Source organism: Streptomyces sp. NPDC001220 (genome assembly GCF_053597895.1).
The window spans coordinates 800419-817052 of sequence record NZ_JBSFJE010000001.1 but is presented as its reverse complement, the minus strand read 5'-3'; the positions used below and the strand labels follow the sequence as shown (position 1 = coordinate 817052).

Sequence of the window (16634 nt, the reverse complement as noted above, 5' to 3'; positions counted from 1 at the left end):
GACTCGCCTCCTCTCGGCGTCTTAGGGGACTGGGTTGAGCCAGTCCGCTCGGATATGCAAGTACAACACGGAATGGGGCCTTCGAGAAGGCCGCCGCTTCCGTGCCTAGAACCTATGGGGATTGCTGGGGCATGCGCAAACTATTTTTTCGACGAGTTGGCATCAGTCCCCCTCAACGGCTCCCCCGGGCTGCCCACCTGCGCAGATGGCCAGAACATCGGCGCCGTAACGGTTGAGCTTGCGCATGCCGACGCCGGGGATGCGAGCCAGCTCGCGGTCGTCGTCGGGCGCGCTCTCCGCGATCGCCATCAGCGTCCTGTCGGTGAAGACGCAGAAGGCGGGCTGGCCGCTTAGCCGGGCCTGGTCGGCGCGCCACTCCCGCAGCCGCTCGTAGAGACCCTCGTCCATGTCGGAGGGGCAGTTGTCGCAGCGCATCAGCTTCATCTCGCCGGCATCGGTGAGAGTGCGCCCGCAGACCCGGCAGCGGGCGGGGGTGCGCTGGGTACGCCGGGGTGCGGCCACGGGGCCGCCGGTGAACCCGCGTTCGACGCCTCCGGTGCCGGCGCCGGAGCCACGGCCGACGGTGCCGGTGGAGCCGGGGCGCAGCCCGTCCAGGAAGCGGCTGGGCCGACGGTTGGGGCGGCCACCGGGGGTACGGGAGAGCGACCAGGAGACATGGAGCCGCTCTCTGGCGCGGGTCACGCCGACATAGAGGAGACGGCGTTCCTCCTCGATCTGCTCGTCGGTCTTCGCATAGGTGATCGGCATCATCCCCTCGGCCACACCGACCAGGAAGACGACGTCCCACTCCAGGCCCTTCGCCGAGTGCAGGGAGGCCAGGGTGACGCCCTGGACGGTCGGGGCGTGCTGGGCGCCCGCGCGCTCGTCGAGTTCCGTGACGAAGTCGGCGAGGGTGGCGGCGGGCCGGGTGGCGGCCACGTCGTGCGCCAGATTGACCAGGGCGGCCAGTGACTCCCAGCGCTCCCGGACCGCGCCGGAGCCGGCCGGCGGCTCGGTGGTCCAGCCCTCCCCGGAGAGGACCGCGCGCACCTGGGAGGGCAGGTCGACGGTGTCGTCGAGCAGCGCGTCGTTGCCGCCGAAGCGGGCCGCGGCACGCAGGGCGACACCCGCCTTGCGCACCTCGGGCCGGTCGAAGAACCGCTCGGCGCCGCGCAACTGGTAGGGCACGCCGGCGTCGGCGAGGGCCTGCTCGTAGATCTCGGACTGGGAGTTGGTGCGGAACAGAATGGCGATCTCGGCGGCCGGGACCCCGGCGTCCACGAGCTCACGGATACGGCGGGCGGCGCCCTCGGCCTCGGCGGGCTCGTCGGTGTACTCGGTGTAGACGGGCTCGGGTCCCGCCGGACGCTGGGAGATCAGCTCCAGGCGGTGGTCGGCGGCGCGGCCGTGGGCCTGGGCCAGCAGGCCGTTGGCGAGGTGGACGACCTGGGGGGTGGAGCGGTAGTCGCGGACCAGCTTGACGACGGTGGCCCCGGGGTGACGGATGCGGAAGTCGAGCAGATGGTCGGGAGTTGCTCCTGTGAACGAGTAGATGGTCTGGCTGGCGTCGCCGACGACGCACAGGCTGTCGCGTTCACCGAGCCACAGCTCCAGCAGGCGCTGCTGGAGCGGACTGACGTCCTGGTACTCGTCGACGACGAAGTGCTGGTACTGGGCGCGGACCTGCTCGGCGATGTCGTGCCGGTCCTGCAGGACGGCGACGGTGAGCAGCAGGACGTCCTCGAAGTCGATGACCGCGCGATCGCGCTTGAGGTCCTCGTAGACCGAGTAGATCTGGGCGATCTCGGCCGGGTCACGGGGAGCCTCACGGCCGGCCTTCACGGCGGCGGGCGGATAGTCGGCGGGGACGGTCTGGGTGACCTTGGACCACTCGATCTCGGCGATGACGTCCCGCAGCTCGCCCCGGTCGAGGCGGATGCGGCAGGCGGCGGCCGCGTCGGCGACGAGCTGGACCTTGCGGTCGACGAGCCGGGGCAGCGAGCCACCGATCGCTTTCGGCCAGAAGAACTGGAGCTGGCGCAGCGCGGCCGAGTGGAAGGTGCGGGCCTGCACCCCCTGGGCGCCGAGTTGGCGCAGCCGTCCGCGCATCTCCCCGGCGGCACGGTTGGTGAAGGTCACGGCGAGCACGCTGGACGGCTGGAGAACGCCGGCCCGCACCCCGTAGGCGATCCGGTGGGTGATCGCCCGGGTCTTCCCCGTACCGGCTCCGGCCAGCACGCACACCGGCCCGTGCAGGGCGGTCGCCACCTCGCGCTGCTCGGGGTCGAGCCCTTCGAGCACCGCGTCGGCAGAGTCCGGTACCTGCGGGAAGAGGGAGGAGTGCGTTGCTGCTGTCACACGGCCATGCTGCCAGGTCGCCGGAGACCGCTGTGCCGGTTGTCCACAGGCAGCCCCTTGCAGTCGTACTAATGCGACAGGCGTCACCCGGGGCCGGTGCTGTGGGAATGGCGGACGGGCCGCGTACGTTCCTCTCCTGGACGAACTTCCCGACCTGCCGAAGGAGCGCGAGCGAGATGCAGGGCACTGTGACGATGTACAGCACCACGTGGTGCGGCTACTGCCGCCGGCTGAAGAGCCAGATGGACCGCGAGGGCATCGCGTACACCGAGATCAACATCGAGCAGGACCCGGAGTCGGCCGCGTTCGTCGAGAAGGCGAACGGCGGAAACCAGACAGTCCCGACGGTCCTCTTCGGTGACGGCTCCACGCTGACGAACCCCTCGCTGGCCCAGGTCAAGCAGAAGATCAGCGCGTAATCTTCCTTCGCGTGCTCCACACCGGCGCGTTCTTCGCGTTCTTCGCACAAGGCGGTCCCTGATCCGGTTCAGGGGCCGCCTTCGCGCATGGCGCCCGGCTTGTCCCACACCAGGGTGTAGCGCCACAGCAGTCGGCGCCGGTAACGGCGTCCGGGGAGCAGGTGTGCGGTGGCCCGCCGGACTTCCCTCCAGTTCATGATCGGGTCCTCGACAGGCATGTCGGACGGACCCTGCTTGCCGCCGTTCCTGCGCGCGCTCAGCCGCGCCGCGGGGACCCCGCAACCGCTGATCACCCGGTCCAGGAGAGTGCGGTTGTGGGCCATGCCGACAATGACCAGCCGGCCGCCGGGGGCGAGCAGCCCCACCAACCGTTCGATCGCGTCGTCGAAAGGGGCATGGTGGATGACGGCGACCGCGCTGACGAAGTCGTAGCTCCCCTCGTCGAGGAGCCCACCGTCGAGATAGTCACCCTCCAGGAAGGTGACGTTGTCCACGCCGTCCCTTTTGTGCGCCAGCCGGATCATCTCCGGTGACCGGTCCACGCCGGTCACCGACTCCGCCCTGGCCGCGAGCTTGGCGGCCAGCAGGCCGTCACCGCAGCCGACGTCCAGGGCGGCACGGCAGCCGGGCGGCACGGCGTCCAGCACCACCGGGTGGTAGTGGACGTTGTGGTTCCAGTAGGTGTCGCGGGTGTCGGTCATCAGCCGGGTCGCCGTCTCAGACGAAGCTCCTCGTCGGCAGCGGCTTGCCGTACCACATCTCGATGAGGCGGGCCGCGATGGAGATCCCGTACGGCGGTAGGACGTCGCCGGAGTCGAAGGCGGCGCCCAGTTCGTCGCGGGAGAACCAGCGGGCCTCGTGGATCTCGTCGCCGTCGACGTTGATCTCGGTCGAGGTCGCGCGGGCCATGAAGCCGAGCATCAGGCTGGACGGGAACGGCCAGGGCTGGCTGGCCACGTACTCGACGGGGCCGACGGTGATCCCGGCCTCCTCGAAGACCTCGCGGCGCACCGCCTGCTCGATGGACTCGCCGGGTTCCACGAAGCCGGCGAGCGTGGAGAAGCGGCCCTCGGGCCAGTGCACCTGGCGGCCCAGCAGGATGCGGTCGTCCTCGTCGGTGACGGCCATGATCACGGCGGGGTCGGTGCGCGGGTAGTGCTCGGCGCCGCAGGCGGGGCAGCGGCGGATGTGGCCGGCGGCGGCGATCACCGTGCGCTCGCCGCAGCGGGAGCAGAAGCGGTGGGTGCGCTGCCAGTTCTCCAGGCCGACCGCGTGCACCATCAGGCCCGCGTCACGCGGCGAGAGCAGCAGTCCGGCCTCGCGCAGGCCGGCCGGGCGCGCGGACTGGTCGATACGACCGGGCAGGGCGTCCTTCTGGAGCGCGAAGTAGCTGACGCCGTCCTCGTCGGTGCCCAGGAAGTAGCGGTGCGCCTCGGTGAGGGGAGCCTCGAAGGAGGGGGTCATGACGAGTTCGGTACGGCCGTCGGGCGTCTCGTCGATGAGGACCTGGCCGCCGGAGACCACGAAGCAGCGGGTGTCGGGATGGCTCCACGCCGCCGCGAGCCAGGCCTCGTCGAGCCGGTGGTGGGCGGCGCGGTCGATGCCGCTCGGGGCGGTGAGCGAGATGGGTCGGTCGGCGGTGTGGTCGGTCCAGGTGGTCACGGGTGCTTCCAACTCCCCCAGTGCAACGGATGTTTCAGCGGGCGGTTCAGCGGGACGAAGGGCGGGAGGAGACCGGGTCGGGCGGGGGCGGGACGGGCGGGGCGGCCCTTCCAGTGTGCCCCGCGCCTGGTGCCGCTCCGGACGGCGCGGACCGGTCAGGGGGCATGGCGCCAGTTCTCGGCCAGGTCACCCCACAGGTAGGCGCTGGTCTCGACGCCCTTGAGCAGAAGGTCCAGCTCAACCTTCTCGTCGGGGGCGTGCCAGCCGTCGGAGGGGACGGAGATACCCAGGAAGAGAACGGGTGCGCCGAGGACGTCCTGGAGGTCCGCGGCTGGTCCTGAGCCACCCGAACGTGTGAACCGGACCGGTCCCTCGAAGGCGCGGCCCATGGCGCGGGCCAGCGACTGGAGGCCCGGGTGGTCGAGCGGGGTCAGACAGGGGCGGGTGGCCGGCAGGAAGGTGATCTCGGCGCGGATGCCGGCGGGGATCCGCTCGGTGGCCCAGGCGCGGACGGCCTTCTCGATGTGGTCGGGCTCCTGCCCGGCGACCAGCCGGAACGACAGCTTGGCCATGGCCGAGGACGGGACGATAGTCTTGCTGCCGGGGCCCTGGTAGCCGCCGCCGATGCCGTTGACCTCGGCGGTGGGACGGGCCCAGATGCGCTCCAGGGTGGTGTGCCCGGCCTCGCCCTCGGTGGCGTACGAGTGCGCTTCGCGCAGCCAGCCCTCCTCGTCGAAGGGCAGTTCGGCCCACAGCTCCCGCTCACGGTCGCTGAGCTCGACGATGCCGTCGTAGAAGCCGGGGATCGCCACGCGCGCGTGCTCGTCGTGCAGCGCGGCGACCAGGCGGGCCACGACGGTGGCCGGGTTGGGGACGGCGCCGCCGAAGGCGCCGGAGTGGATGTCCTGGTCGGGGCCGTGCAGGACGATCCCGCACTCGACGAGGCCGCGCATGCCGGTGCAGACCGTCGGGGTGTCCTCGGACCACATGCCGGTGTCGGAGACGATCACGGTGTCCGCCGCGAGCCGGTCCGCGTGTTCCTCGACGAGGGCCCGGAAGTGCGGGGAGCCGGACTCCTCCTCGCCCTCGATCAGCAGCTTCAGGTTGACGGCGGGCGCGGTGCGGCCGGTGGCGGCGAGGTGGGCCCGGACGCCGAGTGTGTGGAAGAACACCTGGCCCTTGTCGTCGGCGGCCCCGCGCGCGTAGAGGCGGTTCTCCCGGACGACCGGCTCGAAGGGGTCGCTGTCCCAGCCGTCCGCACGGGCGGCGGGCTGTACGTCGTGGTGGCCGTAGACGAGGACCGTGGGTGCCTCGGGGTCACCGGAGGGCCATTCGGCGAAGACGGCCGGGGCGCCCGGTGTCTCCCAGACCTCGGCGGTCGGGAAGCCGGTCTCCTCGAGTGCGGCGGCGAGCCAGTCGGCGCTGCGGCGGACATCGGCGGCGTGTTCGGGCTGGGCCGACACGGACGGGATGCGCAGCCACTCGGCGAGGTCGTCGAGGAAGGCGGCACGGTGCTGCTCGATGTACGTACGGACAGCGCTGTCCGGGGTCTGGCTCATGGTCACGAGCCTATCGGCCCGCGCCGACATCCTCGGCGGGCGGTTCGTCACACTCGGCTTGCCCGACCGCCCGCCCGGCCGCCTGTCCGATGATCAGCTTTTCCAGGGCGGCCCGGTCGGGCAGCCCGCCCGGTCGCTCGACCTCACCGGTGCGGATGTGTACGAACGCGACGCTGACCGACTCGGGCGGCACGCCCTGCTGCTCCGCCCAGCCGATCCGGTAGATCGCGAGCTGGAGCGGGTCGGCACGCCGCGTGCGGCTGGTCTTCCAGTCGACGATCTCGTACGTCGCCTCGTCGCCGTGCCCGGTCCGGTAGACGGCGTCGATACGGCCCCGTACGACCCGCCCGGCGAGGGCGAGCTGGAAGGGGGCCTCCACTCGATAGGGCGTGCGGTGGGCGTACTCGGTGCGTTCGAAGGCCTCCTTGAGGGATTCGAGGTCGCGTTCGTCGGCGATCTCGGCGTCGCTTCCGGGCAGCTCGTCGGGGTCCAGCATGGGCAGGGTGAGCTCTTCGAAGCGCGCCTCGACCCAGGCGTGGAAGCGGGTGCCCCGGCGTGCGGCCGGTTGTGGAGGGCGTGGCATGGGGCGCGCGAGTTCCTGCGCGAGCCCGTCCGGGTCCTCGGCCAGCCGCATCAGCTGGGTGGCGGAGAGCGCGGCCGGCAGGGGCACGTCGGTGACGCTCCGGCGGGCGCGCAGCAGCTCGCCGGTGAGGGCGTCGAGGTCGCGGTCCCAGGACGCGATGGCGCGGGCCTCCTCGGGGGTGAGGAGGGTGCGCTCCGGGGCACGCGCGTGCTCGGACCCGGCCCCGCGCGCGTGCTCGGACTCCGTCACCCGTCCGAACTCGGCTTCCGGGACGCGTGCGTGCCCGGGTTCCGGGACGCGTGCGTGCTCCGGCGTGCGAGGAGGCGTGCGCTCGGCGGGCGTCGCCTGGTGCGGGACCGTGGGTCGGTCGGCGCTCAGGGATTCCCAGTCGGCGGAGTCCTCGTCCGGGAAGTCGTCCTCGTAGGGGTCGGGCTCGTCGTCGGGTGGCGTGGGCCACTCCGGGTCCTCGTGGGTGGCGGGGTCGTGACCGGCCGCCGGGTGGCCGTCCTCCCCTGCCGCGAGCGCGTCCAGGTGGGCGAGGACGGTCTCGGCGGCCGCGCGCCGGCGGGCCAGGGCGGCCTCGTCGAGGGGCAGCGGCCACACCTGGTCGGCACCGGCCGTGTGCAGGGCCGGGTTCTCCTCGTCCTCCTCCGGTTCGTCGGCCCAGGCCTCGATCTCGCCGTGTCCGGTGGCGCAGTGGTCGTACAGGGCCTGGAGGAAGTCGGAGGGGCCGCGCGGTCTCTTCTGGCTGGGTCCCCACCAGTGACCGGAGCCCAGGAGCAGGGAGCGGGGGCGGGTGAAGGTGACGTAGCCGAGGCGGAGCTCCTCGGTGTGCTGGTGGTCCTTCATGGCCTCGTGGAAGGCCTTCATGCCCCGCGAGTCCCAGGCCTCGACGTCCGGCAGGGTGTCGGTGTCGCCGCGCAGGGCGTGCGGGAGCACCTTGGCCTGGGCGGTCCACTTCTCGCGGCCCTGGCTGCTCGGGAAGGTGCCCTTGACCAGGCCGGGGACGACGACGACATCCCACTCCAGGCCCTTGGACCTGTGCGCGGTCAGCACCTTGACGGTGTTCTCGCCGCCGGGCAGGGCGTTGTCGAGGCCCTTCTCGTACCGGGCGGCGGTGCGCAGGAAACCGAGGAAGGCGAGCAGGGTCGCCTCCTGGTCGCCGGCCGCGAAGGAGGCGGCGACGTCCAGGAAGTTGGACAGCGTCTCGCGGCGGCGGGCGGCCAGCGCGTGCGGGGAGGCGGACAGCTCCACCTCCAGGCCGGTGACCGCGAGGACGCGGTGCAGGACGTCCATCAACGGGTCGGACAGGGAGCGGCGCAGCTCGCGCAGTTCGGTGGCCAGGCGGGCGAAGCGCACGCGCGCGTCCGGCGAGAACGGCAGTCCGTCGTCCTGCCGCTCGGTGTCCAGCGGCAGCTCCAGGAAGGTGTCCAGGGCGTCCGCGAGGGATATCACCTCGGCCGGGTCGACCCCCTCGACGGCCTCGGCGAGCCTGCGGTCCGGGTCGTCGGCGTCGCCCACGCGCGCGTGGGACACCAGCAGCCGGGCACGGCGGCCCAGGAGGGCGAGGTCGCGGGGGCCGATGCGCCAGCGCGGGCCGGTCAGCAGCCGGACCAGGGAGGCGTTGGCTCCGGGGTCCTGGAGGACCTCGCAGACGGCGACGAGATCGGCCACCTCGGGCAGGTGCAGCAGCCCGGAGAGCCCGACCACCTCGACGGGGACGTCCCGCGCGACAAGGGCACCCTGGATCTCGGCGAAGTCGGTCGCCGTACGGCACAGCACGGCGATCTCGCCGGGTGCGGTGCCGGTGCGGACGAGGTGGGCGACGGAGTCGGCGATCCAGTCCATCTCGTCGGCGTGGGTGCGCAGCAGGGCGCAGCGGACCGTGCCGTCGAGTTCGGCGCCCGGGGCCGGGCGCAGGGCCGCCACGCCCGCGTGCATGGCTCGCAGCGGTTCGGCGAGGCCGTTGGCGAGGTCGAGGAGGCGGCCGCCGCTGCGGCGGTTCTCGCTGAGCGCCTGGCGGGTGGCGGGGCTCCCGTCGGGGTGCGCGAAGTGGTCGGGGAAGTCGTCCAGGTTGGCGACGGAGGCGCCGCGCCAGCCGTAGATGGCCTGGCAGGGGTCGCCGACGGCGGTCACGGGGTGGCCGGTGCCGCCGCCGAACAGGCCCGCCAGGAGCACCCGCTGGGCCACCGAGGTGTCCTGGTACTCGTCGAGGAGCACGACCCGGAACTCGTCGCGCAGCAGCCGGCCCACCTCGGGGATGCGGGCCAGCGTGGCGGACAGCGCGATCTGGTCGCCGAAGTCGAGCAGGTCCCGCTCGCGCTTGGCGGTCCGGTAGCGCAGCACGAGTTCGGCCAGTTCGCGGCGGGCGGCGGCCGTCTCGGGGACCTTGCGCAGGTCGGCGTTGCCGAGCTTGGCGCCCGCGAGGGTGTTCAGCAGTCCGGCGTCCCAGGCGCGCAGGTCCTCGGGGCGTACCAGGTGCTCGGCGAGTTCGGAGTCGAGGGTGAGCAGGTCGCCGACCAGGTCGGCGAAGGAGCGGGTGAGGGCCGGATAGGGACCGGGGGCCTCGCGCAGCACCCGGGCGGCGAGCTGGAAGCGGGTGGCGTCGGCGAGCAGCCGGGAGGACGGCTCCAGGCCGATGCGCAGGCCGTGGTCGGTCAGCAGCCGGCCCGCGAAGGCGTGGTACGTCGAGATGACCGGCTCGCCGGGCGGGTTGTCCGGGTCGATGACATCGGGGTCGGTGACGCCCGCCCTGACGAGCGCCTTGCGGACGCGTTCGGCGAGTTCGCCGGCCGCCTTGTTGGTGAAGGTCAGCCCGAGGACCTGCTCGGGGGCCAGCTGTCCGGTGCCGACCAGCCAGACCACACGGGCCGCCATCACCGTCGTCTTGCCCGACCCGGCTCCGGCCACGATCACCTGCGGGGCGGGCGGCGCGGTGATGCAGGCCGTCTGCTCCGGGGTGAACGGGATGCCGAGGAGCTCTTTGAGCTGCTCGGGGTCGGTGATGCGGGCGGGCATGCCGTCGAGGCTAACGGGGACCACTGACAACCGTGGGACGGGCGTCGTACGTCACTCGACCACGTGGCGTCCCTCGGGTCGCGCGCTGCACGACGCCCGGAAGGCGCAGTGCGTGCAGTGCTGGCCGGTGGTCGGTGTGAACCGTTCGTCGAGGACCTTGCCGGCGGCGGTGGCCAGCAGGTCGCCGACCCACTCCCCCTCCAGCGGCTCCTGGGCCTGCACCTTGGGCAGTGTCTCGCCGCCGTCGCGCCGGGCGGCGCCCTGCCGCAGGTGGACCAGTTCGGCGCCGCCGGCCTCGGGGCGTACGCCGTCGAAGGCCTCGTCCACGGCGCCCTCGCGGACCGCGAGCTGGTAGACGGCGAGCTGCGGGTGCCGGGCCACCTCGGCGGCGCTCGGGGCCTGCTTGCCGGTCTTGAAGTCGACGACGTAGGCCCGGCCGTCGCCGTCCGTCTCCACGCGGTCCATCTGGCCGCGGATGCGCACCTCGTAGTCGCCCGCTTCGAGGCTGACGTCGAAGTCCTGCTCACTGGCCACGGGGGTGCGTGCGGTGCGGTCCAGGACGTGCCACTTCAGGAAGCGTTCGAGCGCCACGCGCGCGTTGTCCTTCTCCTGGGCCGACTTCCAGGGGGCGTCGAAGGCGAGCGCGTTCCACACCGACTCCAGGCGCTCCATGAGGACCGCGAGGTCGGCGGGGGTGCGTCCGGAGGCGACCTCGTCGGCCAGGACGTGCACGACGTTGCCGAAGCCCTGGGCGGTGGTGGCGGGCGCGTCGGCCTTGACCTCGCGGCCCAGGAACCACTGCAGGCTGCAGGTGTTGGCGAGCTGGTCGAGGGCGCTGCCGGAGAGCACGACGGGCTGGTCGCGGTCGCGCAGCGGCACCTTGCTCTCGGTCGGCTCGAACATGCCCCACCAGCGGTAGGGGTGGGCGGAGGGCACCAAGGGGCGGCCGTCCTCGTCGGCGAGCGCGGCCAGCAGGGCCAGCCGCCGGGCGGCGGCCTCCCGCAGCGTGTCGGACGCGCGCGGGTCGACCGTGGTCGCGCGCAGTTCGGCGACCAGGGCGGCCACGGAGAGCGGGCGGCGGGGCCGTCCGGTGACGTCCTGAGGCTCGGCGCCCAGTTCGGTGAGGAACCGGGAGGGCTGGTCGCCGTCGTCCGCGGGGGCCTTCACCGCGGTGATGACGAGGCGCTCACGCGCGCGCGTGGCGGCGACGTAGAACAGGCGGCGCTCCTCGGCGAGGAGCGCGCCCGGGGTGAGCGGTTCGGCCAGGCCGTCGCGGCCGATCCGGTCGGCCTCCAGCAGCGAGCCGCGGCGGCGCAGGTCGGGCCACAGGCCCTCCTGGACGCCGGCGACGACGACCAGGCGCCACTCCAGGCCCTTGGAGCGGTGCGCGGTCAGCAGGCGGACGGCGTCGGGGCGTACCGCGCGCCCGGCGAGGGTGTCGGCGGCGATGTCCTCGGCCTCGATCTCCGCAAGGAAGTTCAGCGCGCCCCGGCCGCCGCTGCGCTCCTCCGCGCGGGCGGCGGTGGCGAACAGCGCGCACACGGCGTCCAGGTCACGGTCGGCGTTGCGGCCGGCGGCGCCGCCGCGCCGCGCGGCGCGTTCCAGGCGCGAGGGCCACGGCGTGCCGTTCCACAGGTCCCACAGCGCCTCCTCGGCCGTACCGCCGCCCGCCAGGCGCTCCCGGGCCTTCTGGAGCAGTGCGCCGAGCCGCTGCGCACCGCGCGCGTACCCGGGGTCGTGGACGGCCAGGCGCTCGGGTTCGGCGAGGGCCCGGGCGAGCAGGTCGTCCGAGGGCGGCGGCAGCGCGTTGCCGGCCGCCCGTTCCTCGTCGCGCAGGGCGCGGCCGAGGCGGCGCAGGTCGGCCGCGTCCATGCCGGCGAGAGGGGAGGCGAGCAGGGTGAGCGCCGTCTCGGTGCCCAGCCAGCAGGGGGCTGCCTCGGTGCTCTCGTCCCCGCTGGAGCTCGACTGGTCGGTGACCGTCGCCGCACCCGGGTGTGCCGCTTCCGCCTCGGCCACCGCCCTGAGCGCCGTCAGCAGGGGGGCCACCGCCGGTTCGTGGCGCAGTGGCACGTCGTCGCCGTCGATGTCCAGGGGTACGCCGGCCGCGGTGAGGGCGCGGCGGACCGTCGGGATGGTGCTGGACCCGGCGCGCACCAGGACGGCCATGTCGCTCCAGCGCACGCCGTCCTCCAGGTGCGCGCGCCGCAGGATGTCGGCGATGTTGTCCAGCTCGGTGCCGGGCGTCGGGTAGGTGTAGACCTCGACGGCGCCGCCGTCCCGCGCGGCGGCCAGCTCGCGGTGGGCGCGCACCTTGTCGGCGGGCAGCCTGGTCAGCGGCATCCGCTGGGTCAGCAGGCGGGTGGCGGCCAGCAGGGCGGCGCCGGAGCGGCGGGAGGTGCGCAGTACCTCGACCGGGGCGGGACGGCCGTCCACGCGCGCGAAGGCGGACGGGAAGTCCAGGATGCCGTTCACGTCGGCGCCCCGGAACGTGTAGATCGACTGGTCCGGGTCGCCGAACGCGACCAGCGTGCGGCCACCGCCGGCCAGGGCGTGCAGCAGCCGCACCTGGGCGGGGTCGGTGTCCTGGTACTCGTCGACGTACACGGCGTCGTAGCGGCCGGCCAGGTCCAGGGCGACCTCGGGGCGCTGGGTGAGCAGCACCGCGCGGTGCACGAGTTCGGCGTAGTCGAGGACGCCCTGGAGGTCGAGGACGTCGAGGTACTCGGCGAGGAAGGCGGCCGCGGCCCGCCAGTCGGGGCGGCCGATACGGCGGGCGAAGGCGTCCAGGGCGGCGGGGTCGAGGCCCAGTTCGCGGCTGCGGGCGAGCACCGCGCGGACCTCGTCGGCGAAGCCCCGGGTGGTCAGGCAGGCGCGCAGTTCGTCGGGCCAGCGCACCGGGTCGAGCCCGAGCCGCTCAAGCTCGGCCTGGCCGGCCAGCAGCTCCCGGACGGTGACGTCCTGCTCGGGGCCGGAGAGCAGCCGCAGCGGGTCGACGAACAGGCCGCTGTCCTGGTGGGCACGGACCAGGGCGTAGCAGTACGAGTGGAAGGTGGTCGCCCGGGGCGCGCGGGCCGCGCCGACGCGCAGGGCCATCCGGTCGCGCAGTTCGACGGCGGCCTTGCGGCTGAACGTCAGCACCAGGATCCGCTCGGGGTCCCCGCCGCGGGCCATCCGCGCGGCCACCGATTCCACGAGGGTGGTGGTCTTCCCGGTGCCCGGGCCCGCGAGCACGAGCAGCGGGCCGGCCGCGTGGTCAACCACGGCGCGCTGTGCGGCGTCCAGACGAGGGGGATCCGTGTCGGCCGGCGGGGTCCGCACCAGTCGGTAAGCGCCACGGGTCCCCTGTCGCACCTGGGGGTGCGACAGGCGCCTGGTGGAGGAAGAGGAGCTCACGTGGTTCGCCGGTCCTGGTGGGTGTGCTGGTTGGCTCGCGGTCGCGCGGGCAGTGCGGTGGCCGTGGGGTGAGCGGGACCCGCGCAGCCGACGCTACGCCGACGAACCGGACGGAAGCAGAGCTTCCGATTCTTCCCATCCGCCTCGGGCGGCACTCGTGGCACGCGCACCCCACATCCCACGAACGTACGTCATGCCACGGACGTCCCCGATGTCCCTCGAACGGGCCACTGGTTCCCCCCGAGGGCCTCGGATGGCGGAAGCTGTCAAGTGTGAGCCCCCGAGTCCGCGTCGCCGTCCCACCGCGCCCGCTTCATGTCGAGCCGCGGCAGATGGCCCTCCGCGGCCCTGCCCGCCTCCTTCAGCGCGGTGCCCTCCACGCGGTAGTGGTCCAGGGCGCTCAGCTCGTGCCCCGGCAGCAGCACCCCGTCGGCGCGCACCACCCGCCACCAGGGGACGGAGCCGCCGTAGAGGGACATCACCCGCCCCACCTGGCGTGGCCCTCCCTCCTCCAGCCACTCCGCGACGTCGCCGTACGTCATCACGCGCCCGGGCGGAATCCGCTCGGCGACCTCCAGGACCCGCTCGGCGTACTCGGGCAGTTCGTCCGCGTACCCCTCTCGGGTGCCCTCGGGCAGGCTCTGCTCGCTCATTCGTCCCATCCTGCCGCACCCCACCGACAACCCGCGCGGTCCGCGTCAGGTCGCCGTCTCGCCCCCGGGCGGCGCTTGGGGCAGACTGTGCGCCCCCGCATCTGCACCCTGATGCCCTCGTGTGTCGGTGGGGCATGCCACCATCGTGCGGGCGGTGACTGGTGATACGAGATCAAGAAGAGACGACCGAGCAGCAGGGCGTGCACCCCGACGGAGCGGCGGGCACCCCTGACGCCGCCGCACGCCCGGACGCGGCCGAATCCGGCACCGTACCTTCGGAATCCGCGCGCGCGGAGGCCGTGGAACCGGACGCCGGACACCCGTCCCCCGCCGTCGGACCCGACGCCTCCCCCGACGCCCCCGAGGCGGAACACGTGCCGGACGAGATCCACACGGACGAGGTGGAGGGCGACGAACCGCTGCTCCCCGCGCGCGTGCACCGCCCCTCCGACCTCATGCGTCTTCTGGTCGGCGTGCTCGCCATCGCCGTGCTGCTCGGCATCGCCGCGTTCGCGCACGGCACCACCTCCGGGCTCGAACAGGACATCAACAAGGGCACCGGGCAGGCGCCCGACCTGCTGATCAAGATCGCGGGTCTGGCCTCCAGCATCGCGATCCTGCTCGTGCCGGTCGCGTTCGCGATCGAGCGGCTGATCAAGCGGGACGGGCTGCGCATCGCCGACGGCGTGCTCGCGGCCGTCCTCGCCCACGGTGTGACCCTCGCCACCGACCTGTGGGTGGCCAGAGCCGCCCCCGGCTCGATCCAGGAGGCGCTCACCCAGCCCTCCCCCGGCGACATCCACGCCCTCACCGACCCGGTGCACGGCTATCTCGCGCCCGTCATCGCCTACATGACGGCCGTCGGCATGTCCCGGCGGCCGAGATGGCGCTCGGTGCTGTGGATCGTGCTGCTGCTCGACGCGTTCTCCATGCTCGTCACCGGCTACACGACACCTTTCTCGATCATCCTCACGGTGCTGATCGGCTGGACCGTCGCCTACGGCACGCTCTACGCGGTGGGCTCCCCCAACGTCCGCCCCACCGGCCGGACCCTGCTGGCGGGCCTGCGGCACGTCGGCTTCCACCCGGTCGGCGCGGCCCGCGAGGAGGCCCTGGACACCGAGAACGGCGACCGGGGCCGGCGCTACTTCGTCACCCTGGAGGACGGGCCGCCGCTGGACGTCACGGTCGTCGACCGGGAGCAGCAGGCCCAGGGCTTCTTCTACCGCGCGTGGCGCAACCTGACGCTGCGCGGCTTCGCCACCCGCTCCAGCCTCCAGTCGCTGCGCCAGGCCCTGGAGCAGGAGGCGCTGCTGGCGTACGCGGCGATCGCGGCCGGTGCCAACGCGCCCAAACTGATCGCCACCTCCGAGCTGGGCCCGGACGCCGTCATGCTCGTCTACGAGCACACCGGCGGCCGCACCCTCGACTCGCTGGCCGACGAGGAGATCACCGACGAACTGCTGCGCAACACCTGGCACCAGGTACAGGCGCTGCAGTCGCGCCGGATCGCGCACCGCAGACTCGCGGGTGACGCCATCCTGGTGGATCGTTCCGGCCAGGTGATCCTCACGGATCTGCGCGGCGGTGAGATCGCGGCCGGCGAGCTGCTGCTGCGCATGGACGTCGCCCAGCTCGTCACCACGCTCGGCCTGCGGGTCGGCGCCGAGCGGGCGGTGGCCTCGGCGGTGGGTGTCCTCGGGCCCGACGCCGTCGCCGACTGCCTGCCGATGCTCCAGCCGATCGCGCTCACCCGCTCCACGCGCGCGACGCTGCGAAGACTGGCCAGAGAGCGTGCCCAGCGGGAACGCGACGCGGTCCTGGAGGCGTCCCGGCAGGCCAAGCAGGCCCGTGCGGAGGAGGCCGAGAAACCCGACAAGAAGACGGTGCGCGCCGAGCAGCGGGCCGAGAAGCGGGCCCTGGACGACGCGCTGGAAGAGGCCCGCGAGGAGGACCTGCTCACCCAGATCCGGCACCAGGTGCTGAAGATCAGGCCGCAGGCGCCCGTCGAGCCGGCCCGCCTGGAGCGGGTCCGGCCGCGCACGCTGATCAGCCTCATCGCCGGCGCGATCGGCGCGTACTACCTGCTGACCCAGCTCACCCACATCGAGTTCGGCCCCCTGGTCGCGAACGCCCAGTGGGGCTGGGTGATCGCCGCGGTGCTGTTCTCGGCGGTCAGCTACGTCGCCGCCGCGATGGCGCTGCTCGGGTTCGTGCCCGAACGGGTGCCGTTCGTGCGGACCGTGGCGGCGCAGGTCGCCGGGTCGTTCGTGAAGATCGTGGCGCCCGCGGCGGTCGGCGGCGTCGCCCTCAACACACGCTTCCTGCAGCGCGCCGGTGTGCGCCCCGGCCTCGCGGTGGCGAGCGTCGGCGCCTCGCAGCTGTTCGGGCTCGGCTGCCACATCCTGATGCTGCTCTCCTTCGGCTACCTGACCGGCACCGAGAAGACGCCGTCGCTGTCGCCGTCCCGCACCGTCATCGCGGGTCTGCTGACCGTAGCCGTACTGGTCCTCGTGGTGACCTCGGTGCCGTTCCTGCGGAAATTCGTCTCCACGCGGGTGCGGTCGCTCTTCGCGGGCGTCGTACCGCGCATGCTGGACGTGCTCCAGCGGCCGCAGAAGCTCGTCACCGGCATCGGCGGCATGCTGCTGCTCACCGCCTGCTTCGTGATGTGCCTGGACGCCTCCATCCGCGCGTTCGGCAACGAGGGCTCCTCGCTCAGCATCGCCAGCGTCGCCGTCGTCTTCCTCGCCGGAAACGCGCTCGGCTCCGCGGCGCCGACCCCGGGCGGAGTCGGCGCGGTCGAGGCGACCCTGACCGTCGGCCTGATCGCCGTCGGCCTCCCCAAGGAGGTCGCGGCCCCCGCCGTCCTGCTGTACCGGCTGCTGACCCTGTGGCTGCCGGTCCTGCCCGGCTGGCTGGCCTTCAACCACCTGTCCCGCAAGGGAGCGCTCTAGCCCAGGCGCCGGCGCCGGGGGCACGAGACGCT

9 protein-coding genes are annotated in these 16634 nt (G+C 73.2%); 2 read left to right on the top strand and 7 right to left on the bottom strand.

The annotated features are described in order from the left end of the window. Positions 1-162 precede the first annotated feature (162 nt). Positions 163-2358 (bottom strand): ATP-dependent DNA helicase UvrD2, encoded by a 2196-nt coding sequence (locus tag ACWDGI_RS03810; RefSeq protein WP_450754978.1) that lies wholly within the window; start codon positions 2356-2358, stop codon positions 163-165. 176 nt (positions 2359-2534) lie between these two features. On the opposite strand from ACWDGI_RS03810, the gene ACWDGI_RS03805 reads away from it, so the two are divergent. Next, the gene (locus ACWDGI_RS03805) at positions 2535-2777 is read left to right on the top strand and encodes a mycoredoxin (RefSeq protein WP_351704819.1); all 243 of its coding nucleotides are present in this window, start codon (positions 2535-2537) and stop codon (positions 2775-2777) included. 68 nt (positions 2778-2845) lie between these two features. Here the strand turns inward: ACWDGI_RS03805 and ACWDGI_RS03800 are convergent, their stop codons facing one another. From ACWDGI_RS03800 to ACWDGI_RS03775, 6 genes are all read right to left on the bottom strand, one after another. Continuing rightward, positions 2846-3478, bottom strand: coding sequence for a class I SAM-dependent methyltransferase (locus tag ACWDGI_RS03800; RefSeq protein ID WP_450754976.1), 633 nt, complete (start codon positions 3476-3478; stop codon positions 2846-2848). Between the two features lie 16 nt (positions 3479-3494). Then, a complete protein-coding gene (gene nudC / locus ACWDGI_RS03795; RefSeq protein WP_450754975.1) occupies positions 3495-4439 on the bottom strand; it encodes an NAD(+) diphosphatase in 945 nt (314 codons plus the stop codon). Positions 4440-4594: 155 nt separating this feature from the next. After that, entirely contained in the window at positions 4595-5998 is a 1404-nt protein-coding gene (locus ACWDGI_RS03790) for a dipeptidase (protein ID WP_450754973.1), read from the bottom strand. Positions 5999-6008: 10 nt separating this feature from the next. Beyond that, positions 6009-9599 (bottom strand): UvrD-helicase domain-containing protein, encoded by a 3591-nt coding sequence (locus ACWDGI_RS03785; protein WP_450754971.1) that lies wholly within the window; start codon positions 9597-9599, stop codon positions 6009-6011. Between the two features lie 51 nt (positions 9600-9650). Then, complete coding sequence (locus tag ACWDGI_RS03780) at positions 9651-12992, bottom strand: ATP-dependent helicase (RefSeq protein WP_450754969.1); 3342 nt, start codon at positions 12990-12992, stop codon at positions 9651-9653. 266 nt (positions 12993-13258) lie between these two features. After that, the gene (locus ACWDGI_RS03775) at positions 13259-13645 is read right to left on the bottom strand and encodes an MGMT family protein (protein ID WP_450754967.1); all 387 of its coding nucleotides are present in this window, start codon (positions 13643-13645) and stop codon (positions 13259-13261) included. Positions 13646-13806: 161 nt separating this feature from the next. Here ACWDGI_RS03775 and ACWDGI_RS03770 point away from each other — a divergent pair, with 161 nt between their 5' ends. Further along, positions 13807-16602, top strand: coding sequence for a lysylphosphatidylglycerol synthase domain-containing protein (locus tag ACWDGI_RS03770; protein ID WP_450754965.1), 2796 nt, complete (start codon positions 13807-13809; stop codon positions 16600-16602). Positions 16603-16634 lie beyond the last annotated feature (32 nt).

Bases quoted from the DNA above. Each gene is read 5' to 3' on its own strand.
- ACWDGI_RS03790 (WP_450754973.1), bottom strand. From the start codon at position 5,998: ATGAGCCAGACCCCGGACAGCGCTGTCCGTACGTACATCGAGCAGCAC.
- ACWDGI_RS03800 (WP_450754976.1), bottom strand. From the start codon at position 3,478: ATGACCGACACCCGCGACACCTACTGGAACCACAACGTCCACTACCAC.
- ACWDGI_RS03785 (WP_450754971.1), bottom strand. From the start codon at position 9,599: ATGCCCGCCCGCATCACCGACCCCGAGCAGCTCAAAGAGCTCCTCGGC.
- ACWDGI_RS03805 (WP_351704819.1), top strand. From the start codon at position 2,535: ATGCAGGGCACTGTGACGATGTACAGCACCACGTGGTGCGGCTACTGC.
- ACWDGI_RS03775 (WP_450754967.1), bottom strand. From the start codon at position 13,645: ATGAGCGAGCAGAGCCTGCCCGAGGGCACCCGAGAGGGGTACGCGGAC.